General features: G+C 71.0%; 17 protein-coding genes and 1 pseudogene. 8 read left to right on the forward strand and 10 right to left on the reverse strand.

The annotated features are described in order from the left end of the window. Positions 1-77: 77 nt before the first annotated feature. The 7 genes from QCZ28_RS00200 (at position 78) to QCZ28_RS00230 (ending at position 11,943) form a co-directional block, all read left to right on the forward strand. Positions 78-1,565, forward strand: a complete 1,488-nt coding sequence (locus tag QCZ28_RS00200; protein WP_279514611.1) for an NAD(P)/FAD-dependent oxidoreductase — start codon at positions 78-80, stop codon at positions 1,563-1,565. A 104-nt stretch (positions 1,566-1,669) separates the two neighbouring features. Further along, a complete protein-coding gene (locus tag QCZ28_RS00205) occupies positions 1,670-2,674 on the forward strand; it encodes a LacI family DNA-binding transcriptional regulator (protein ID WP_279514612.1) in 1,005 nt (334 codons plus the stop codon). A 348-nt stretch (positions 2,675-3,022) separates the two neighbouring features. Next, positions 3,023-4,402, forward strand: a complete 1,380-nt coding sequence (locus QCZ28_RS00210) for an extracellular solute-binding protein (RefSeq protein WP_279514613.1) — start codon at positions 3,023-3,025, stop codon at positions 4,400-4,402. A gap of 86 nt (positions 4,403-4,488) precedes the next feature. Continuing rightward, positions 4,489-5,445, forward strand: coding sequence for a sugar ABC transporter permease (locus QCZ28_RS00215; RefSeq protein WP_279514614.1), 957 nt, complete (start codon positions 4,489-4,491; stop codon positions 5,443-5,445). Between the two features lie 11 nt (positions 5,446-5,456). Further along, positions 5,457-6,344 (forward strand): carbohydrate ABC transporter permease, encoded by an 888-nt coding sequence (locus QCZ28_RS00220; protein ID WP_279514615.1) that lies wholly within the window; start codon positions 5,457-5,459, stop codon positions 6,342-6,344. 101 nt (positions 6,345-6,445) lie between these two features. Continuing rightward, positions 6,446-8,110, forward strand: a complete 1,665-nt coding sequence (locus tag QCZ28_RS00225; RefSeq protein ID WP_279514616.1) for a glycoside hydrolase family 13 protein — start codon at positions 6,446-6,448, stop codon at positions 8,108-8,110. Between the two features lie 134 nt (positions 8,111-8,244). Beyond that, positions 8,245-11,943 (forward strand): discoidin domain-containing protein, encoded by a 3,699-nt coding sequence (locus tag QCZ28_RS00230; protein ID WP_279514617.1) that lies wholly within the window; start codon positions 8,245-8,247, stop codon positions 11,941-11,943. A gap of 1 nt (position 11,944) precedes the next feature. Here QCZ28_RS00230 and QCZ28_RS00235 read toward each other — a convergent pair whose 3' ends face one another. Continuing rightward, positions 11,945-12,745, reverse strand: coding sequence for a crotonase/enoyl-CoA hydratase family protein (locus QCZ28_RS00235; RefSeq protein ID WP_279514618.1), 801 nt, complete (start codon positions 12,743-12,745; stop codon positions 11,945-11,947). Positions 12,746-12,928: 183 nt separating this feature from the next. Here QCZ28_RS00235 and QCZ28_RS00240 point away from each other — a divergent pair, with 183 nt between their 5' ends. Beyond that, complete coding sequence (locus tag QCZ28_RS00240; RefSeq protein ID WP_030332264.1) at positions 12,929-13,783, forward strand: Rieske 2Fe-2S domain-containing protein; 855 nt, start codon at positions 12,929-12,931, stop codon at positions 13,781-13,783. Positions 13,784-14,622: 839 nt separating this feature from the next. On the opposite strand, the pseudogene QCZ28_RS00245 reads toward QCZ28_RS00240, so the two are convergent. The 9 genes and pseudogenes from QCZ28_RS00245 to QCZ28_RS00285 all read right to left on the reverse strand — a co-directional run. Further along, a pseudogene (locus QCZ28_RS00245) lies at positions 14,623-15,690 on the reverse strand (LysM peptidoglycan-binding domain-containing protein); the annotation flags it as partial. Positions 15,691-15,704: 14 nt separating this feature from the next. Further along, on the reverse strand, positions 15,705-16,154 hold the full coding sequence (locus QCZ28_RS00250) for a pilus assembly protein TadG-related protein (RefSeq protein WP_279514619.1): 450 nt from the start codon (positions 16,152-16,154) through the stop codon (positions 15,705-15,707). After that, complete coding sequence (locus QCZ28_RS00255) at positions 16,151-16,618, reverse strand: TadE/TadG family type IV pilus assembly protein (protein WP_279514620.1); 468 nt, start codon at positions 16,616-16,618, stop codon at positions 16,151-16,153. Before QCZ28_RS00255 ends, QCZ28_RS00250 begins: the two co-directional genes overlap by 4 nt. Further along, the gene (locus QCZ28_RS00260) at positions 16,615-17,058 is read right to left on the reverse strand and encodes a pilus assembly protein (protein ID WP_279514621.1); all 444 of its coding nucleotides are present in this window, start codon (positions 17,056-17,058) and stop codon (positions 16,615-16,617) included. Before QCZ28_RS00260 ends, QCZ28_RS00255 begins: the two co-directional genes overlap by 4 nt. A 5-nt stretch (positions 17,059-17,063) precedes the next feature. Next, a complete protein-coding gene (locus QCZ28_RS00265) occupies positions 17,064-17,270 on the reverse strand; it encodes a hypothetical protein (protein ID WP_279514622.1) in 207 nt (68 codons plus the stop codon). A gap of 25 nt (positions 17,271-17,295) precedes the next feature. Next, positions 17,296-18,165: a type II secretion system F family protein gene (locus QCZ28_RS00270; RefSeq protein ID WP_279515269.1), complete on the reverse strand. Its 870-nt coding sequence runs from the start codon at positions 18,163-18,165 to the stop codon at positions 17,296-17,298. A gap of 19 nt (positions 18,166-18,184) precedes the next feature. Continuing rightward, positions 18,185-19,087, reverse strand: coding sequence for a type II secretion system F family protein (locus QCZ28_RS00275; RefSeq protein ID WP_279514623.1), 903 nt, complete (start codon positions 19,085-19,087; stop codon positions 18,185-18,187). A gap of 4 nt (positions 19,088-19,091) precedes the next feature. Then, entirely contained in the window at positions 19,092-20,627 is a 1,536-nt protein-coding gene (locus tag QCZ28_RS00280) for an ATPase, T2SS/T4P/T4SS family (protein ID WP_279514624.1), read from the reverse strand. Then, on the reverse strand, positions 20,617-21,417 hold the full coding sequence (locus tag QCZ28_RS00285) for a ParA family protein (RefSeq protein ID WP_279514625.1): 801 nt from the start codon (positions 21,415-21,417) through the stop codon (positions 20,617-20,619). Before QCZ28_RS00285 ends, QCZ28_RS00280 begins: the two co-directional genes overlap by 11 nt. Between the last annotated feature and the right edge of the window lies 1 nt (position 21,418).

Consider the following 21,418-nt stretch of genomic DNA (forward strand, 5'->3'; position numbering starts at 1 on the left):
GTCACGGTAGGCGTCCGGGCCGGTGCGCGTGCCGGCTTTTCCGCCGACCTCGGTGGCCGGGGTGGTGTCGCTGGGGGATGCTGTTCGGTGTGGCGGAGCCGGAGCTGGTGGATGTGGTCGTGGTCGGGCTCGGAGTCGGCGGCGAGGAGGTGGCCGAACGACTCGCCGAGGCCGGCCTGAGCGTCGTCGGCGTCGAACGGGATCTCGTCGGCGGGGAGTGCCCGTACTGGGGCTGCATCCCGAGCAAGATGATGATCAGGGCGGCCAACGCGCTCGCCGAGGCCCGCCGGGTCGACGGGCTCGCCGGGACGGCGCAGGTCCAGCCGGACTGGGCGCCGGTGGCGAAGCGGATCCGCGAGGAAGCCACCGACACCTGGGACGACACGGTCGCGGCCGAGCGGTTCATCGGCAAGGGCGGCCGGCTCGTGCGGGGCAGCGGCCGGCTCGACGGTCCGCGCCGGGTTCGCGTCGGTGACCAGGTGTTCGAGGCCCGGTACGGGGTGGTGCTGGGCACCGGTACCCGTCCGTCGGTGCCGCCGATCGACGGCCTGGCCGACACGCCGTTCTGGACCAACCACCAGGCGATCGAGGTCGAGGAGTTGCCGGAGTCGCTGCTCGTGCTCGGTGGCGGCGCCATCGGTCTGGAGTTGGCGCAGGTCTTCGCCCGCTTCGGGGTCCGGGTCACGGTGGTCGAGGCGCTCGACCGGGTGCTGGCCATCGAGGAGCCCGAGGCGTCCGAGGTCGCCGCCGCGGCGCTGCGCGCCGACGGCGTGGAGATCCACACCGGGGTACGCGCCGAACGGGTCGAGCACGACGGGACCCGGTTCACGGTGCGGGGTGAGGGCGGCGCGGAGTTCACCGCCGACCGGCTGCTGGTGGTGACCGGGCGCAAGGCCCACCTGGCCGAGTTGGGTCTGGACACGATCGGGCTGGACGCCAGCCAGCGGTTCCTGCCGGTCGACGACCGTATGCACGTCACCGAGCATGTCTGGGCGGTCGGCGACCTGACCGGCGAGGGCGCCTTCACCCACATCGCCATGTACCAGGCGGGGATCGTGATCGCCGACGTCCTGGCCCACGCCCGGAAGGCGAAGGCCGGGGCGGACGCCAGCGGCACCTCCAGCGTGGTCGGCGGCGCGATGGGCGCGTCCAGCGCACTGGCCGCCAGCGGTTCGAGCGGATCGGCCGGCACCGTCCCGCGAGCCGACTACCGCGCGCTGCCCCGGGTGACGTTCACCGACCCCGAGATCGGTGCGGTCGGGCTCACCGAGCAGCAGGCGCGTGAGCGCGGCATCAACGTGCAGGTGGGTTTCACCAAACTCGGCAGCTCGACCCGAGGTTGGATCCATCGGGTCGGCGACGACGATTTCATCAAGCTGATCGCGGACGCCGACCAGGGCGTGCTGATCGGGGGCACCTCGGTCGGCCCGGCCGGCGGTGAGGTGCTGTCCGCGCTGGTGGTGGCGGTGCACGCGGCGGTGCCGCTGAGTCAGCTCCGGCACATGATCTACGCGTACCCGACCTTCCACCGGGCCATCGAGTCCGCCCTGCGTGACCTGTCCTGACGCCCTGCGCCGTCGACGCGCGTCGACTGGGCGAGCAGCTGGCCAGCAAGTGCGGCGCAGTTTGCTGTTCATTTCTTTCACAGAGGTGACGTACGATTGCGGCCGTGACCAAGCGGTTGACAGAAGTTGCCAAGAAGGCGGGCGTCAGCGAGGCCACCGTCAGCCGGGTGCTCAACGGCCGGGACGGCGTCTCCGAGGCGACCCGGACTGCCGTGTTGACGGCGCTGGACGTGCTCGGTTACGAGCGGCCGACCAAGTTGCGTGGCGAACGCGCCCGGCTGGTCGGGTTGGTGCTGCCCGAGTTGCAGAACCCGATCTTCCCGGCGCTGGCCGAGGTCGTCACCGGCACGCTCGCCCAGCGCGGCTACACCCCGGCGCTCTGTGCCCGCACCATCGGCGGGGTCTCCGAAATGGACTACGTGGAGATGCTCCTCGACCACCAGGTCTCCGGGGTGATCTTCGCTGGTGGCTCGTACGCGCTCGCCGACGCCCGGCACGACCACTACCGCCGGCTGACTGACCGAGGGCTTCCGGTCGTGCTGGTCAACGCGGGTGTCGACGAGTTGGGGTTCCCCCGGGTCTCCACCGACGACGCGGTGGCGGTGGAGCAGGCGTACGGGCATCTGCGCTCGCTCGGGCACGAACGGATCGGCATGGTGCTCGGCCCGGAAGGGCACGTGCCGTCCCGGCGCAAGCTGGACGCCATGGTCCAGGCCGCGGGTTGGGGCGACGCCGAGCGGGAGTGCGTCGAGCGCTCCAGCTTCTCGATGGAGGGGGCGCGGGTCGCCGCGACGAAGTTGGTCGAGCGGGGCGTGACCGGCATCATCTGCGCCAGCGACGTCCTGGCGTTGGGCACGATCCGCGCGGCCCGGCGGCTGGGCCGTTCGGTGCCGGCCGACGTGTCGGTGGTGGGCTTCGACGACTCCGCGTTCATGACGTGCACCGACCCGCCGTTGACCACGGTGCGGCAGCCGATCGAGACGATGGGGCAGGCCGCCGTGGATCTGCTGGTCACCCAGATCGAGGGTGCCGGCGTGTTGCAGGACGAGCTGCTGTTCGAGCCCGAGCTGGTGGTACGCGGCTCGACCGCTCCCGCCCCTCGTCGCTGACCGACCCGGGGTGATCCGCCCCCGCTGAAACGACGCTTCGGCCGTCGACCGCCTCGCGCGGTCGGCGGCCGTTCGTCGTTGCCGGAACCCCGCCGGCCGGGTCCGAACCGCCGCCCGCCCATAACTGTCCGAAAGCCACCAAGTCCGGGCAGTTCCAGTGTTCCGTCGGCATCTGTCGTTAGTAAGTCGTGTCCTTTCAGAGCACGATCGAAACCTTGCTGGAATGAGTCGGTCTCGCTACAGTGACTCCACTCACACCTGGCTCCGACGCAGCTACTGGGCGTCAGGTCGTATCACCGCAGATCAGCGAAGGTCATTGGAGACACCCGTTCCCGAAGGGATGGACAGATGTCCGTACCGCAATACCGAAAGGCTGCGGCGGTCGCGCTCGTGGCCGGCCTGGGGCTCAGCCTCACGGCGTGCTCCACGAAGAGCGACGACAAGGGCGCGACCGCCGGCGGCAAGGTCACCATCACGGTGGACTGCCAGCCGGTCGGCGCCCAGAAAGAGCTGTTGAAGAACTGGAACGACGACGTCGCCGAGTTCCAGAAGCAGAACCCGGACATCACCATCAAGAGCGTCAGCGTCGGCGAGCAGTGCAACAACCCGCCGGACTTCACCGCCCGCCTCGCCGGCGGCACCGTGACCGACGTCTTCTACGGGTACATGACCGACCTGCAGCAGGTGCTCGACTCCGGTCAGGCGATGGACATCAGCCAGTACGCCAACAAGGACACCATCCCCACCTGGGACAGCGTCGACCCGGCGCTCAAGGAGGTCTTCACCGACGGGGGCAAGCTCTACGCCGTCCCGGTGAAGAACTACTCGATGGGCCTGGTCTACAACAAGGTCCTGTTCCAGCAGGCCGGGCTCGACGTGAACAACCCGCCGAAGACCTGGGCCGACGTCCGGGCCGCCGCCAAGAAGATCTCCGCGCTCGGCAACGGCATCGCCGGCTACTCGGAGTACAGCGCCGGCAACACCGGTGGCTGGCACTTCACCTCCCTGCTCTACTCGCAGGGCGGCCGGGTGCTCAGCGAGGACGGCAAGAAGGCCGACTTCAACAACCCCATGGGCAAGCAGGTCCTGCAGAACCTCAAGGACATGCGGTACGGCGACAACAGCATGGGCGCCCGTCAGCTGCTCCAGTGGGGCGACCTGCTGACGAACGCCGGCGCTGGCAAGGTCGGCATGTTCATCGGCGCGCCGGACGCGACCCAGGCGATCGTCAGCCAGTTCCAGGGCAAGTTCCAGGACTGGGCGATGGCCCCGCTGCCCGGCCAGGACGGTGCGGCGAAGGGGACGCTCGGCGGCGGCGAGGGTTACTTCTTCAAGAAGGACCTCACCCCCGAGCAGGTCAAGGCCGGCCTGAAGTGGATCGCGTACCAGAAGCTCACCCCGGGCAAGGGCCAGTTCGACTACGTCCGGGCCAAGCCGCAGAACTACCCGGTCGGTCTGCCCCAGCCGCTGCTCTTCGCCAACGGCAGTGACGCGCAGAAGCAGGAACTGGAGCTGCGGAAGGCGAACGCAAACGTCGACACGACGAACTTCGCGCTCTTCGAGGCGACCCCGGTCCCGATCAAGGGTGAGCCGCGCAACGCCCAGGCCATCTACGCGGTGCTCGACGCCGCGATGTCGGGAGTGCTGACCAACCCGAACTCGAACATCGACGCCCTGCTCAAGACCGCCGAGGAGAAGGTCAACCAGCTCCTCGCCGCCGAGAGCTGACCGCTCGTGTGGGGGTCGGGACGCCGACCCGACCCCCACGCCACCCCCACTACGCCTCGACGTCACCGACTCACCCAGGAGTTGCCTTGGCGATCACCGCCGTCCCGGAGACCCCCAGGAAACCGGGCCGCCCGCCGTCGCCGTACTCGGCGCGACCGCAGCGCACCAGCCTCGGCCGCAAGGTACGGGACAACCTCACCGGTCACGCGTTCCTGATCGGTGCGGTGCTCTGCTTCGTCGTCTTCTCCTGGTACCCGATGATCCGCGGCATCATCATGAGCTTCCAGCGGACCCGGCGCGGCGAGACCACCTGGGTGGGCTGGGACAACTACTCCCGCATCATCGCCGACCCCAGCTTCTGGACGGCCTGGCAGAACACCTTCTACTTCACGGTCCTGGCGCTGGCCCTCGGGTACGTGGTGCCGTTCTTCGTGGCGATCCTGCTCAACGAGTTCCGGCACGCCAAGGGGTACCTGCGGATCCTGGTCTACCTGCCGGTGATGCTGCCGCCGGCCTCGGCGCTGTTCCTCTTCAAGTTCTACGCGTACGACCCCAGCGACGCCGGGCTCTTCAACGCGATCCTCAAGGCGCTGCACCTGCCCACCTCGCAGTGGATGCAGTCGCCGGAGATGACGATGCCGGCGATGGTGGTCGCTTCGACGTGGATGAACATGGGCGGCGCTGTGCTGATCTACCTGGCGTCGTTGCAGAACATCCCCGGCGAGCTCTACGAGGCCGCCGAGCTCGACGGCGCCGGGATCTGGCGCCGGATCGTGCACGTGACGATCCCGCAGACCCGGTTGATCCTCGCGCTCCTGGCGATGCTCCAGATCGTCGCCACCATGCAGCTCTTCATCGAGCCACTGATCCTCGCCAACGGCGCGGGCGCTGAGGACTCGGCGACCTCGGTGGCGTACCTCATCTATCAGCACGGGTTCTTCCAGAACGACCTCAACGGCGCCGCCGCGCTGGGCGTGATCATGCTCGTGGTGCTGGCCGGCTTCTCCGCCGTGTACGTGCGGCTGACTGCGAAACAGGACTAGGACGGCGAGGAATGGCACAGGATTCCGGAACCCGGACCCTCATCTCCCACTCCCAGCTCAGCCGGGGGCGCGGCAAAGTCATCTACTGGACGCTGCTGGTCGTTGTCGTGGCCGGGTTCACGCTCGTCTTCCTCGGGCCGCTCTACTGGATGGTCACCGGCGCGCTCAAGTCCGGCCAGGAGATCGCGCAGACCCCGCCGTCGCTGTTCCCGAAGGACCCGCAGCCGCAGAACTACATCGACGCGTGGAACAACCTGGCCCTCGCCAAGCTGCTCTTCAACACCTTCTACTACGCGATCGGCGCGGTGCTGTTCCAACTGGTCTTCGACAGCGCGGCGGCGTACTCGTTGTCCAAGCTCCGGCCGATCTTCGGCAACGCGATCCTCGGCCTGATGCTGGCGACGCTGATGATCCCGGCGATGGTCCTCATCGTGCCGCAGTACGTGACGGTGCTCGACCTGCCGATCCTGCACATCAACCTGCTGGACTCGCCGTTCGCCATCTGGCTGCCGATGGTCGCCAACGCGTTCAACATCTTCCTGCTGAAGCGGTTCTTCGACTCGATCCCCGAGGAGCTGATGGCCGCCGCCCTCATGGACGGGGCGTCGTCGCTGCGTACGCTCTGGTCGATCATCCTGCCGCTGTCACGTCCCATCCTCGGCGTCGTCTCGATCTTCGCCGTGACGGCGGTGTGGAAGGACTTCCTCTGGCCGAAGCTGGTCATGCCCTCGCCGGAGACCCGGACGGTGAGCGTCGGCATCTACACCTTCGCCGGCGGCACCCCGATGAACGTGGTGATCGCCGCGTCGGTCATCGCCGCGATCCCGACGGTCATCATCTTCCTGATCTTCCAACGGAACATCATGTCCGGTCTGACCACGGGCAGCATCAAGGGATAGCCACCACCGCATCCTTCCGCGCGGCGAACAACGACAGTTCGCCCGACACATGACCAGGTCCGGCGAACCCGCCGACGTACTGACGCAGAAAGCAGGTGCTCGTGTCCACAGCTGACAGAAGTCCGTGGTGGCGGGGAGCGGTGATCTACCAGGTGTATCCCCGGAGCTTCGCCGACGGCAACGGCGACGGCATCGGTGACATCGCCGGCATCCGGTCCCGGCTGAACCACCTGTCCGCGCTCGGCGTCGACGCGATCTGGTTCAGCCCCTGGTATCCCTCCCCGATGGCCGACGCCGGATACGACGTCTCCGACTACCGCGACATCGATCCGGTCTTCGGCACCCTGGCCGAGGCGGAGGCGCTGATCGCGGAGGCGCACGAGCTGGGCATCCGGAGCATCGTCGACGTGGTGCCGAACCACTGCTCGGACGCGCACCCCTGGTTCCAGGCCGCGCTCGCCGGCGGGCCGGGGGCACCCGAACGGGACCTGTTCTGGTTCCGGCCCGGCCGGGGACCCAACGGCGACGAGCGACCCACCGACTGGGTCGGCGAGTTCGGCGGGCCGACCTGGACCCGCACCACCAACCCGGACGGCACCCCCGGCGACTGGTACCTGCACCTGTTCGCCCCGCAGCAACCGGACTTCAACTGGGACCACCCCCGGGTACGGGCGGAGTTCGAGGACATCCTGCGGTTCTGGTTCGACAGGGGCGTGGACGGCATCCGGATCGACTCGGCCGGGCTCCTGGTCAAGGACGGGACGCTGCCCGAGGTCCGACCGGACCAGCCGCACCCGTTCCACGACCTCGACGGGGTGCACGACATCTACCGGGGCTGGCGTCGGGTCGCCGACGAGTACCCCGACCGGGCGCTGATCGGTGAGGTGTGGCTGCCGGACCGGCAGCGGTTCGCCAACTACCTGCGCCCGGACGAGCTGCACGCCGCGTTCAACTTCGACTTCCTCGGCTGCGCGTGGGACGCCGCGGCGCTGCGGGAGAGCATCGACGGAACGTTGAGCGCGCACGCCCCGGTCAACGCCCCGGCCACCTGGGTGCTCTCGAACCACGACGTCACCCGGCACGTCACCCGCTACGGCCGGGCGGACACCCGGTTCAGCTTCGCCGCCAAACGCGAGGGCATCCCCACCGACCTGGAGCTGGGCACCCGCCGGGCCCGGGCCGCCGCGCTGCTCTCCCTGTCGCTGCCCGGCGCCGCCTACGTCTACCAGGGCGAGGAGCTGGGCCTCTACGAGGTCGAGGACATCCCGTACGCGCTGCGCCAGGACCCGATGTGGGAACGGTCCGGCCGGATCGACCCCGGTCGGGACGGCTGCCGCGTGCCGCTGCCCTGGGCCGGGGACGAGCCGCCGTTCGAGTTCAGCCCCGAGGGTGCGGCCGGGCCGTGGCTGCCGCAGCCGGCGGACTGGAAGGACCGCACGGCCCGCGCGCAGAGCGGCGACTCGGCCTCGATGCTGGAGCTGTACCGGGCGGCGATCCAGGCGCGGCGGGCCGAACCGGCGCTCGGTGACGGCACGCTCACCTGGCTGCCCGCCCCGGACGGGGTGCTCGCGTTCAGCCGCGGCGGTGGCTTCACCTGCCTGGTCAACCTCGCCGACATGGCCGTGCCGTTGCCCGCCGAAGCGGAGTTGCTGCTGGCCAGCGGGCCACTCGACGAGGGGCTGCTGCCCTGCGACACCGCGGTCTGGCTGCGTACCCCCGATGTGGCGGACGGGCCGCGCGCGGCGAACGGAGCCGACCTGACCTGACCGCCTCGGTGCCGGCGGCCCCGTCCCTGCCGCCGGCACCACCTCACCCCAGGAAGGAGGAACGACGGGCGTACCCCCGCACCCGTCGACGGGCAACGCACCGACACCCACCCCCGAAAGAGGTGTAGCGACCCATGTCCAGAACTGGCACCACACGAGGCACGCCGCCGAGCGGCCCGCCCCACCCCGTCCCCGCCACCACCCGCACCGGTCGCCGGCTGCTCGCCGGTGCGCTCGCCGGAATGCTTCTCGCCACCGCGCCGGTCGTCACCCCCACGGCCGGCGCGGCACCGAAAGTCGACCCGTCCGCCTCAGCCGCCCGCGCGGCCATGCTCGCCGGCCTGTCCGCGACCATGACCGCCAGCAGCTACAACCAGAACTACGTGGCGGTCAACGCCAACGACGGCAACGCCACGACCTACTGGGAGAGCGCCAACAACGCGTTCCCGCAGTGGATCCAGGCGGACCTGGGCGCCACCGTCACCGTGGACCGGGTGGTGCTGAAGCTGCCGCCCTCGTCGGACTGGCAGACCCGCACGCAGACCCTGTCGGTGCTGGGCTCGACCAACGGCTCGTCCTTCACCACCCTGAAGGCGTCCGCCGGCTACACGTTCAACCCGAGCAGCGGCAACACCGCCACCGTCAGCTTCACCGCCGCCAGCACCCGCTACGTACGCGTGCAGGTCACCGGCAACACCGGCTGGCCGGCCGCGCAGTTCTCCGAGGTGGAGGTGTACGGCGCCACCGGCAGCACCGACACCCAGGCCCCGAGCGTCCCGGGCAACCTGGCGTACACCCAGCCGGCCAGCGGGCAGATCCGGCTCACCTGGTCGGCGTCGACCGACAACGTCGCCGTGACCGGCTACGACATCTACGCCAACGGCGCGCTGCGCGGCAGCGTCAACGGCTCGACGCTGACGTACACCGACAACCAGGCGGACAGCGCCACCGTCTCGTACTACGTGCGGGCCAAGGACGCGGCCGGCAACCAGTCGGCGAACAGCAACACCGTGACCCGGACCGGCACCGGCACCCCGCCCACCGGCAGCAACCTGGCGGTCGGTAAGCCGATCACCGCCTCCGGGTTCGTGCACACGTTCGTGGCCACCAACGCCAACGACAACAACGTGGCCACCTACTGGGAGGGCAACGGCAACCCGAGCACGCTGACCGTGCAGCTCGGCGCGAACGCCACTCTCAGCCAGATCGTGCTGAAGCTCAACCCGGACTCGGCATGGGGCACCCGTACCCAGAACATCACGGTGCTCGGCCGGGACCAGGCCTCGTCGTCCTTCACCACACTGGTCGGCGCGGCGAACTACACCTTCAACCCGGGCAGCGGCAACACGGTGACCATCCCGGTCTCCGGCGCGGCTGCCGACGTGCGGCTCTCGATCGCCTCGAACACCGGCGCACCGGCCGGGCAGGTGGCCGAGTTCCAGGTCTTCGGCACCCCCGCGCCGAACCCGGACCTGACCGTGACCGGCATGTCGTTCAACCCGTCCGCACCGGTGGAGACCAGCACCATCACGCTCTCCGCGACGGTGCGCAACGCCGGTTCGGCGGCCTCCGGCGCGACGAACGTCAACTTCTACCTGGGCTCCACCCGGGTCGGCACCGCGTCGGTCGGCGGCCTCGCAGCCGGCGCGTCGACGACGGTCAGCGCCAGCATCGGCACCCGCGACTCGGGCAGCTACCCGCTCAGCGCGAAGGTCGACGAGTCGAACACCGTCGTCGAGTCCGACGACACCAACAACAGCTACTCCAACCCCAGCCCGCTGGTGGTCGGCGCGGTGGCCAGCTCCGACCTGGTCGCCTCGGCCGTCGACTGGTCGCCGGGCAACCCGCCGCCGGGCAGCACCGTCACCTTCTCCGTGTCGATCCGCAACGCGGGCAACCAGGCGTCCGCGTCCGGCGCGCACGGCATCACGCTGACCGTGCTCAACGAGTCCGGCACCGTGGTCCGTACCCTGACCGGCTCGTACTCCGGCGTGATCAACGCCGGTGCGACGGTCGGACCGGTCAACCTGGGCACCTGGACCGCCGCGAACGGCAAGTACACCGTCCGGGTGGTGCTCGCCGTGGACGGCAACGAACTACCGGTCAAGCAGACCAACAACACCACCGACCGCCCGCTCTTCGTGGGGCGCGGCGCGAACCTCGGCTACGACATGTACGAGGCCGAGGACGGCACCACCGGCGGCGGCGCCGGGCAGGTCGGCCCGAACCGGGACATCGGCAACCTCGGCGGTGAGGCGTCCGGGCGTCGGGCGGTCACCCTGAACAGCACCGGCGCGTACGTCGAGTGGACCACCCGGGCGGCGACCAACACCCTGGTCACCCGCTTCTCGATTCCCGACTCGGCGGGCGGCGGGGGGATCGACTCGACGCTCAACATCTACGTCAACGGCACCCTGCACAAGCCGATCAACCTGACCTCCAAGCACATCTGGCTGTACGGCTCGGAGGCCAGCCCGAGCGACTCGCCCAGCGCCGGTCCGCCTCGCCACCTGTACGACGAGGCGAACGTGATGCTGAACTCGACCATCCCGGCCGGCAGCAAGATCCGTCTGCAGAAGGACCCGGCCAACACCACCACGTACGCGATCGACTTCGTCAACCTGGAGCTGGTCGCACCGCGAGCGAACCCGGACCCGGCCCGTTACCGGGTGCCGTCCGGCTTCAGCCACCAGGACGTGCAGAACGCGCTGGACGCGGTCCGGATGGACACCACCGGCAACCTGGTCGGCGTCTACCTGCCGGCCGGCACCTACGAGACCGCCCAGAAGTTCCAGGTGTACGGCAAGCCGGTAATCGTGACGGGCGCGGGCATGTGGTACACCCGCTTCCAGACGCCGACCGGACAGCAGAACACCGACGCGGGCTTCCGGGTGGAGTCCTCGGCCAGCGGGTCGTCCTTCTCCCACCTGGCCTTCTTCGGCAACTACACCAACCGGATCGACGGGCCGGGCAAGGTCTGGGGTGAGCTGAAGGACGTCGACAACATGACCCTGGACAGTGTCTGGGTCGAGCACACCGTCTGCGCGTACTGGGGGGTGAGCGTCAGCGGGCTGACCATCAAGAACAGTCGCTTCCGCAACACCTTCGCCGACGGGGTGAACCTGACGAACGGCAGCACCAACAACCTGATCACCAACACCGAGGGGCGGTCGAACGGCGACGACGCGTTCGCCCTCTTCTCGGCGACCGACCAGGGTGCCTCGGTCGGCAACAACGGCAACGTGTTCGAGAACCTGACGGCCACGTTGACGTGGCGGGCGGCCGGGTTGGCGGTCTACGGCGGCTACAACAACATCTTCCGCAACCTCTACATCGCGGACATGTTGACGTACTCCGGGATCACCATCAGCTCGCTGGACTTCGGCTACCCGTTCATCGGGTTCGGATCCAGCCCGCCCACCCAGTTCCAGAACATCTCGATCGTCAGAGCCGGCGGGCACTTCTGGGGCTCCCAGACGTTCCCCGCGATCTGGGTCTTCTCCGCATCCAAGGAGTTCCGCGGCATCCGGGTGTCCGACGTGGACATCGTCGACCCGACGTACACCGGGATCATGTTCCAGACCAAGTACAACGGGTCGCAGCCGGAGAACCCGATCACCGACACGGTCTTCACCAACGTCTCGATCAGCGGCGTCCGCAAGAGCGGGGACGCGTACGACGCGAAGTCCGGCTACGCGATCTGGGCCAACGAGATGCCGGAACCCGGTCAGGGCCCGGCGGTCGGCTCGGTCACCTTCACCAACCTGCGGCTGACCAACAACTACCAGGACATCCGCAACACCACGACAACCTTCACCATCAACCGCAACTGAGCTAGCGCGTGGTCGACGCCGTCGGGAGGGTCCCCTCTTCCGGCGGCGTCGTGCCGTGCCGGCCCGCGCCGGCGGCGAACCGGGCCGCGCCGGCCAGCGCGTCCGTCGCCAGCGAGTCCATCCCGTACGCCAACTCGGTCGCCAGCGCCTCCGGCTCTGGCCGCCCCGCGCCGGCCAGCACCGCGGCCCGGTCGTTGCGCAGGCAGGTCTGCGGGTGCCGGGCGATCGACGCCGCCAGCTCCTCGGCCGCCGCCCGCGCCTGGCCGGGTGGCACCACCCGGTTGACCAACCCCATCGTGTACGCCTCATCGGCCGGCACCGGGCGGCCGGTGAGGATCAGGTCCATCGCCCGGCTCTCGCCGATCAACCGCGGCAGCCGGACGGTGCCGCCGTCGATCAACGGCACTCCCCAGCGGCGGCAGAACACCCCGAGGGTCGCGTCCGACTCGGCGACCCGCAGGTCACACCAGAGCGCCAACTCCAGGCCGCCGGCCACCGCGTACCCGGAGATCGCCGCGATCACCGGTTTGCTCAGCGTCATCCGGGTCGGACCCATCGGGCCGTCCCCCTCCGGCTCCACCCGGTTGCCGCTCGGCGTGCCGATCGCCGTGAGGTCGGCACCGGAGCAGAACGTGCCCCCGGCACCCCAGAGCACCGCCACCGCCGAGTCCGGGTCGGCCTCGAAGGCCCGGAACGCGTCCGCCAGCGACCGCGCGGTGGGACCGTCGACGGCGTTCCGAGTCGCCGGCCGATCCAGCACCACGGTGCTGACCGGTCCGCGTCGCTCCACCCGCACACCCATCCCGCCAGCATGCCCGGCCCACCGCACCCCCACAATCCCCGTCGATCTTGCACTTTCGGGTGACGTTATGCGCTTTGTGCCCGGACCTTCAGTGCAGGGCCCGCGAGATCGGCGACGTGGGGGTGCGGCAGGTTTGTCGCCGCCGACCGGTTTGCGACGACGATCGCCGGGAAGTCGGTACTCGTGCGAGCGCTATTGACGAAAGTTGAGCAGGACTCCCGGCTGGATGGCGCGGGTGACCGGTTGCAGAAGGTCGTCCTGGGGACGCTGCGTCCGCGCCGGCTGCGCGATCTGCTGCACGGGGTGACCCTCGGGCACCCGCTGCACCCGGCGATGGTGCAGGTGCCCGTCGGTGCGTGGATCAGCGCCGCGGTGCTGGACCTCATGCCCGGGCAGCGCCGGCCGGCCGCCGTGCTGGTCGGTCTGGGCACGGTCAGCGCGCTGCCAGCGGCCGTCGCCGGTCTGAACGACTGGGCGGCACTCGCCCGGGACCAGCGCCGGGTCGGTCTCGTGCACGCCGCCGCCAACACCGTCGGCATGGCGATCTACGCCGGCTCGCTGGCCGCTCGGATGTCCGGTCGCCACGGGATGGGCCGCGCGCTCGGCTTCCTCGGGCTCTCCACCGTGAGCCTCGGGGCGTACATCGGGGGTCACCTCGCGTACAAGCAGGGGGCGCAGGTCAACCAGAGCATCTCCGAGCTGCACCGGATGACCGACGGTTGGCACTCGTTGGCCGACATGGCGACGTTGCCGCAGCGCACCCTGATCACCCGCGAGGTGGACGACAACATCTCGGTGATCCTCTACCGGCACGGTGACGAGGTGACGGTGATGTTGGAGCGCTGCCCGCACCAGAGTGGGCCGCTCGGCGAGGGCGAGGTGCAGGAGATCGACGGTCACGCCTGTGTGGTCTGCCCGTGGCACGGCAGCGCGTTCCGGCTCAACGGCGGCGAGGTAGTGCAGGGGCCGTCCGGCAACGACCAGCAGGTCCTGCCCACCCGGATCCAGAACGGCGTGCTCCAGACCCGCCTACCCTGACCTGCTTGCCCCGACCTGCCTGCCCTGACCCGGCTGCCCTGACCCGTTGCCCCGACCCGCTTGTCCCGGCCACCGGCCCCGACTGCTGCAATGGTCGGCGGCGATGCTCGTGCATGGACCCCTTCGAGCGGGCCGGCCCGCGGCACGTCGGCGCACCCGGTAACACTCCGTGGCGGCTGCGGAGGCAATGACACGCTCGACGCTGATGCCTGTGGGTCATCTTTATGACTCACAGGCATCGCGCATCCCGAGGAACTGCCTCCGGCGCTCCCGCTGCGGCCGGGTGACCGGACCGTCGCCGCCGTGCTGGCCGGCCGCCGTGGCCTGCGGCGAGGCGGCACACCCACACCCCCCGCACCAGATGCGGAGCCCAACAGGGCCAGCCGGCGACAGCGTCGCGCTGGTCGATCGCCTCAGCTGCGTCGGTGGCGGCCGACCGGCGGTCCGTCCGGTACGGAATCCAACCCGTGCTCACCGTTGAACAACCCGCCTTCAGCGCCCGCGCCGGCCCAGCCGTCGTCGCCACTCCACTCGCCGGGGCCGTCGGTACCCATTCCGCCGCCGGCGGGTGCCGCGCCGCCGCGGGAGGGTGGCATGCCGCTGCCGGTAGGTGCGACGCCGCTGCCGGTAGGCGTCATCCCGGTGCCGCGAAGTGCGAGATCGTTCCCGCCCGGTGCCGGGCCACCGGTCGGTGTCGAGGGGCCTTCGATGGCCGCCGCCCGGCTGGCAGCCCACGCGGCCCCGCTCCCGGCCGCCCCACCACTGCTCAGCCGGCCAGCCCCGCCAGTGCTCAGCCCCGCCCCATCGCCGCTCCGGCCCGCCCCGCCTCGGGGTCTGCGGGAGGGCGCGGCCAGCCGGGGAGCGCCGGCTGCGGTGACCGGGCGGCGGCGCAGCCCCAGGACCGCGCCGATCTGGGCGCCGACGATGCTCGCCACTGCCAGTACGGCGGAGACCGCCAGCGGGCGGTTCACCCGATCGACGTCACCGGCCCGGGCCGCACCGACCGTCATCGCGGGTGGTTGGCCCGTCGACTGCGTACCGCTGGGTGGTGCCGGGGCCACCCGCGGCGGGGCGGCCTGCTCGGGCGCCGGCCGAGGCGCGGGCGGCTTCGACGCCGTGGGCCGGTCGACGAGCCGGCCGGTGGCGTGCTGCCGGGCCCCCTGGTCGGTGGCCTCGCTGGGCAGTCGGAGGAGTTGGCCGGGGCGGATCCGGTCCGGGTCGTCGAGCTTGTTCAGCTTGGCGAGCTGTCGGTAGTCGCCGAACTCGTCCAGGTACCGCTCGGCCACCTCCCCGAGGTAGTCGCCCCGCGCCACCCGGTACACCGGCGCGGCCTCGTCGGTCGCCGTCGGGCCGCCGGGTGCGGCGAGCCCTGCCCCGGCCAGGCCGAGCAGCCGGCCCTGGGCCACCGGCGCGGCAGTGTCCGGTGTCGTCGCCGCGCGGGTCGGCGCGGCCAGCGTGGTGACGGCGGGTGCGCCCGGATGCGCGTACGCCGGAGCCCCATAGACCGCCGCGGCGCTGGCGGCGGCCGGACTGGCGACCAGGATCAACGCCACCGAGCCGACCAGCGCGGCGGCGGCCTTCTGCTGGCGGCCCATTCCGGGCAGCTTCGGCGCCGGCCGGCGCAGGGTCTGCGCGCCCAGCTCGACGAGGACGGAGAAGGCGAACGTGGCCCAGCCGAACCAACCCGCCACGGCCAACGCCCGCAGGAAGAGCTGGCCGTCGTCCCGGCTGGTCAGCGCGGTTCCCACCTCCCCGATGGTGGGCAGGTGATCGGGCAGAGGGTTACCGGCGAAGGCGAGCAGCGCGATCGGTGCGCCGACCAGTAGCACCAGCAGCACGGCCAGTGCGCCGATGCCGGTGAGGATCCGTCCGGTCCGCCGTACCACGGACCCAGCCGATACGGGCATGGCTGCCTTCCTTCCTACGGTGCTGCGGTGATGGCACGTGCGGTCGCCTCGCCGGTGACGGTGACCGTCTTGTCCTGGACGAACGGTCCGAGCATCGAGCGGTGGTAGGTGATGGTGACGGTCACCCGGATCAGGACCTCCCCGTCGACCTCGGGGAAGCTCACGGTGTGGCCGGCGGCCTTCGCGGCGGCCAGATAGTCGGCGACCGCCGCGCGTGCCTGCGGCTGGTCGATCCGTTTCGGGCCGCCCTCGATGGCGGTGGCCCGGTCGATGGCCTGACCGCCGGCCCGAGCCGCCTCGGCGGCCAGGTTCTGGGCCCGTTGCAGGGTGCGGAGCTGACCGGCGCCGTCGAAGGAGAGGCCGATGATGGCCAGTACGCCGACCATCGTCACCGCGAGGAAGATGCTCACCCGGCCGTGCTCACCTGCCCGGGAGGACACTGCGGCCGACGTGGTGGCCGTCATCGCCGGCTCCGGTAACGGTCGAGCGGGGAGGTGAACTGCCCGGTGATCAGCCGTTCACTCGTCATCCCGGGCAGGATGTCGAGGGTGATGTCCCGGAAGGACACCCGGCAGCTGATCGTCACCGTCACCGTGGCGTCCGTTCCGACCGCGCTGCTGAAGGCGTCGTCGAACCCGGAATCCTTGCCGGCAATCGAGCCGGTGAACGTCGGCTCCAGGTCGTTGGCGCAGGCCAGACCGTGCCAGTCCAGCTGTTTCCGGGCGGCCTCCAACGCCTCCGTCTTGGCGGTGGCGGAATTGCGGGAGATCGACGCCGCCCGGGCGGCGTCGTGCGCGGCCGCGTCGAGCGCCTCCGCCGCCACCGCGCTGCGCCCGACCACGCCGGCCAGCACCATCAGCGCGATGAACGCGGGCGCCAGCACCGCCACCTCGATGGAGACCGAGCCCCGCTCGGCGGCCCGGGTCATGGCGGGGTCACCCGCTCCACCGTCCCGTGGGCGGTCTGCTGTATCGCGAAGTCCACGCCGGGCACCACGGACAGCGAGCGGCCACTCACCGTGCAGGTCACCTCGGTCGTGGTGGTCACGCAGGTCGGGCCGGCCTTGTCCCAGCCCACCAGCCAGCCGCCGGCGGCTCGCAGGAAGCGGGAGGCGCTCTCCACCCCGGCGCCGTCGGCCGCCTCATACGTCCGCTGGGCGTTGACGCCGCTCTGCGCGGCGTTCAACGCGGTGGAGCGGGCCAGGAAGACGGCCGCGACCTGGACCGAGGCGAAGAGCAGCACCAGGATCAGCGGCATCATCACGGCCAACTCCACCGGGTTGGCGCCCCGCTCGTGGTCGCCGGCCGCGAGGCGACGCCGGGCGGCGGTCACCGCTCGGCTCCACCACGGGTACGCGGCTCGGCGCATCCCGACTACTTGCCCGGGCTCGTGTAGTCCGGGATCTTTTCCATCCAGTTGTTGGCCTTGGTCAGAGCCAGGGCGGTGACGGCCATGGCGACGGCGACCAGACCCGCGATGATCACCGCGGTGGGCACCGGGCTGTCGCCACGCTCACCGTCGCGGCGCAGCTCTGCCAGGCGCGTCGTCAGCACGACGTGCAGGTAGCTGATGATGGACATGGCGTTTCTCCTTCAGGGGATGGAATCAGAGGCGGGCGACGAACGGATAGAGGACGAACCCGAGCAGCACGAAGACGAGCAGCGCGCCCGGGATGTCGAGCTTGCTGGTCACCGCCTCGGCGCGGGTGAGGTTGTCGGTACGGATCTGGTCGCGTAGCGAGTCGGCCCGGCTGCGCAGGGTTTCGTGCACCTGCGCGCCCTCGCTGCCCGAGGAGCGCATGATCGCGCCGACGTCACCCAGCTCCGGAATGCCGATCTTGTCGGCGAGGTCGCGCAGCTCGTCCCAGGGCGAGTGCATCTGCATCTGGGCGATCCGCAGCGACTCCTGGAGCCGGTCGAACACCCAGCCGTCACAGACCGCCGCCGCCCGCTCCAGCGACTGCACCGGCCCGTGCGCGGCCGAGAGTTGCAGGGCCACCAGGTCGAGGTAGGTGCAGACGGCCTGGCGGAACTCGTCGCGGGCGGCGTCCGCCTTGGTCAGCACCGCCCGGTGCGCCAGCAGACCGCCCAGCAGCGCCAGGCCCAGGCTGCCGAGCACCGGCACCACCAGCGGGAACGAGACGCCGAGCGCCCACAGCGTCACCCCGAGCAGCGTCGGCGTGGCCAGCCCGATCAGCGCGGAGAGCAGCACCGACAGCGCGTACTGCTCGGGCGTCTGACCGATCAGGGCCAGCTGCCGCTGCGGCGGTCGCAACCAGCGGGACAACCCGGTCAGCGAGTCGAGCCGCCGGGACGCGGGCGTGGCGACCCGGCCGGTGCCCGGTGGCTGGTGTAGCCGGCGCAGCGCCGGCCCGAGCGCCGGTGTCGCCGGCACCAACTCCCGGACCACCAGGAACACACCCAGACCGATCCCGGCGCCACCGCAGACCGCCAGGACCAACTGCCAGTTCACGATCACGGGAGCGACCTTTCGTTCACGCGATCACCTCGGTCGGGTCGGGCGCCGGCAGGAACCGGGCCGGACGTCGCGGCTGGCTCATCGACCGCACCCAGGCCAGCAGGCCGACGAAGGCGGCGCCGAGGGCGGCCATCACCAGCTGACCCACCGGCGTGCCGTACGGCTTGATGTACTCGATGTTGATCAGCCCGTACGCCAGGGTCGCCAGGGTCATCCCGGTGAGGAAGCGGACCGCGAACCGGGGCTGCGTGCGCTTGGCCTCGATCTCCCGACGGGTCGCCACCTCGGCGGACGCCGCGCCGGCGATCGAACCGAGCACGTCACCCAGCCGCTCACCCCGGTCCGACAGGTGCAGGATCAGCGCCGCCACCACCTGGTCGCAGACCGGGTCGGCGATCTCGTCGGCGAACGCCAGCAGTGCGGAACGGGCCAGCCAGCCGGCCTGTAGACGGGCGGCGAGCAGCCGTACCTCGTCCTCGATGCCGGGTGGCACGCTGCCGATCGTGCCGATGATCGACTGCTGGAGGCCCTGCCCGGTGCCGGAGACGTCCTTGAGTCGGCGGGTCCACTCGCCGACGGCCTCGATCCGGGCGATCGCCCGCTGTTCAGCCTTGCCCACCCCGAACAGCCACGGAGTGCCGGGCACCGCCACCGCCACCAGCAGGCCCACCACCGGCAGGCCGGTCAACAGGAACGCCAGCGCGCCGGCGGCCACCGCGGCGACCAGCAGCGCCTGGTAGGCCCGCTGCTCGGCCGGAGTGCTGCCCGGCCCCCGCCACAGCCGGCTCAGCCCCGGCCCACCGCCCGGGGTCGGCCCGGGCGGCCGGCGGGTGCCGACCAGCGCGACCACGGCCAGCAACAGCCCGGCCACACAGGCGGCCCCGGAGACCACCGCGATCAGTTCCAGGCTGCCGAGCATCAGGTCACCGCCGGGCCAGTCGGGTCTGCCGGGGCCGCCGCCACGCACCGGCACCGGCCTCGACCCACCGGGTCAGCAGCCGCGCGTCGTAACCCACCCGCAGCAACTGGTCACGGACCCGCTCCGGCAGGTGCCGGGGGACCGCACGACCGTCCGGGCCGGGCCCGAAGACCGTGGTGGTGGTGATCCGACCGGCTTCGCCGGCCCCGATCACCTCCTCCACATGGGAGACGAACCGGTGTTTGCGCCCACCGATCGCGGTCTCGTCCTCGACGGTGACGTAGACGATCAGGTCGAGCGCGTTGCCGGCCATCCGGCGGGCCTGGTCGACGGTCATCTCGCGGCCGTGCGCCAACGCCAGCTCGACGATCCGTTCACCCACCCCCGCCGCGGTACGGGCGTGGATGGTGCACATCGACCCCCGGCTGGTGGTCATTGCCTGGAGCATCGGCACGATCTCCCGGGACCGCACCTCACCGACGATGATCCGCAGGACGCCCATCCGTAGCGACAGCGGGATCAGGTCGGCGATGGTCACCTCACCGGCCGGACGGCCGTCGAAGCCGCGTTCGCCGTGGCCCTCCCGGGCCTCGAAGCTCATCACCGCCCGGTGCCGTTCCCGGCGACGGGCCGGGAGCAGCTCCCGACTCTCCTCCAGCAGCACGTACGGCTCATCCTGCGGGATCTCGTTCATCAGCGCCCGGATGACAGTGGTCTTTCCGGCACCTGCCAACCCGGCGACCATGATGTTCAGACCGGCGCGCATGGCCGCGCGGAGGAAGTCGCGCAGCAGCGGGTCGATCATCTCGTCCAGGTCGTTGCGGGCGCCCGCGAGGTCGTCGAGGCTCACGTCCAGGGTGTTGTGCTTGCGGATCACCGCGTACGGGCGGTGGCTGACCAGGAACACCGCTGCCAACCGGCTGCCGTCGGGCAGTTGCAGGTCGAGGGTCGGCTTCACTGTGGACAGGGACCGCTCGGTCGCGCCCGCCCGGCGGGCCGCCGCCTGGAGGATCTCCACCAGTTCGGCGTCGCTGTCGGCGATCGGCTCGGCCCAGTCCACCCCACCGCCGTGCCGGGTGATGCGCACCTGGTCGCAGCCGAGGATGTGCACCTCCTCGATGGTGTCGTCGACAAGCAGGGTCTGTAGCCGGCCGAGCCCGACCAGCTCGGCGGTCACCTGGTCGAGCAGCAGACGTTCCTCGCTGGCGGCCATCGGCGTACCGGCCCGGCGCACCGAGTCCGCGTACGCGGCGACGACGGTGACGGCGAGGCGGGCCCGCTCCGTGTCCTCCTCGTCGACGGTGAACTCCCGGCCGCGCTGCCAGAGGGTGAGCCGTTCGGTGAGTTCCCGGCGCAGCTCCCGGACCACCTGGAAGTCCATTCGCGGCCGGGGCGGCGGCTCCGGCGGCGCGGTGACCGCGGGCATCGGCTGCGGCACGGACTGGTGGTGCCGGCCGTTCGGCACGGCCAGTGGCGGCGCGGTGGAGGTCACGGCGGGTGGCTGTTGGCGCGGATCGGTGGAGACCGGCTCAAACCGCATCCGGCACCCCCTGCTGCACGGGCCACGCCAGGCGGGCCCGTCGCCGCTCCAGGAGCGCCCCGATCGGGACCTCCAATGCGGCCGCCGCGCGCATCAGCGGCCGACCGGCCCGCACGGTTCCGCCCAGGGCGAGCACCCGGGCGGTACGCGAATCGTGCGGCAGCCGCGCGATGACCGGCAGTTTCAGCGCCCGGCTGATCTCGGCCCGTCCGTGCCCGTCGCCGACCAGCAGCAGCCGCAGGGTGCCCGGGGCCACCCGGTGTTCGGCGAAGTCCCGTTCGATGGTGGTGACCACCGCGCGGGTGCCGGAGAGGTCCGGCAGGTGCGCCCGGGTCACCAGCAGCACCACCGACGCGGCCCGCAACACCGGCCACGGCGGCCCGGTCACGTGCAGCCGGCCACAGTCGACAAGCACGTCGTAGCCGGGTGTGCCACGGTCGAGGGCGTCGAAGTAGTCGGCGAAGCGCTGCCAGAGCGGGGTGACGCTGCCGCCCTGGGCGGGGTCGACGAGGCCGGGCAGCAGCAGCCGTTCCCGGTGGGGCGCGTCCAGGTCGACCAGCTGCGACCAGAACCCGGTTTCCAGGTTGCCGTCGCGCAGCTCCCCGACGGCCAGCTCGCCGATGCCGCGTGGGCCGTCCAGTTGGCCGCCGAGGTATCCGGCGAGGATCGAGCCGCCGGCCGGGTCACATTCGGCGACCACCAGCCGTCGGTGCCAGGCCAGCGCGCAGGCCAGCGCCGAGGTGGTGACGCCGGGTGAACCCTTCGCGGACACCAGCGCGATGATCGCCATG

The sequence above is a fragment of the Micromonospora sp. DH14 genome, from assembly GCF_029809455.1.
In the GTDB taxonomy this organism is placed as follows: Bacteria; Actinomycetota; Actinomycetes; order Mycobacteriales; family Micromonosporaceae; genus Micromonospora; species Micromonospora parva.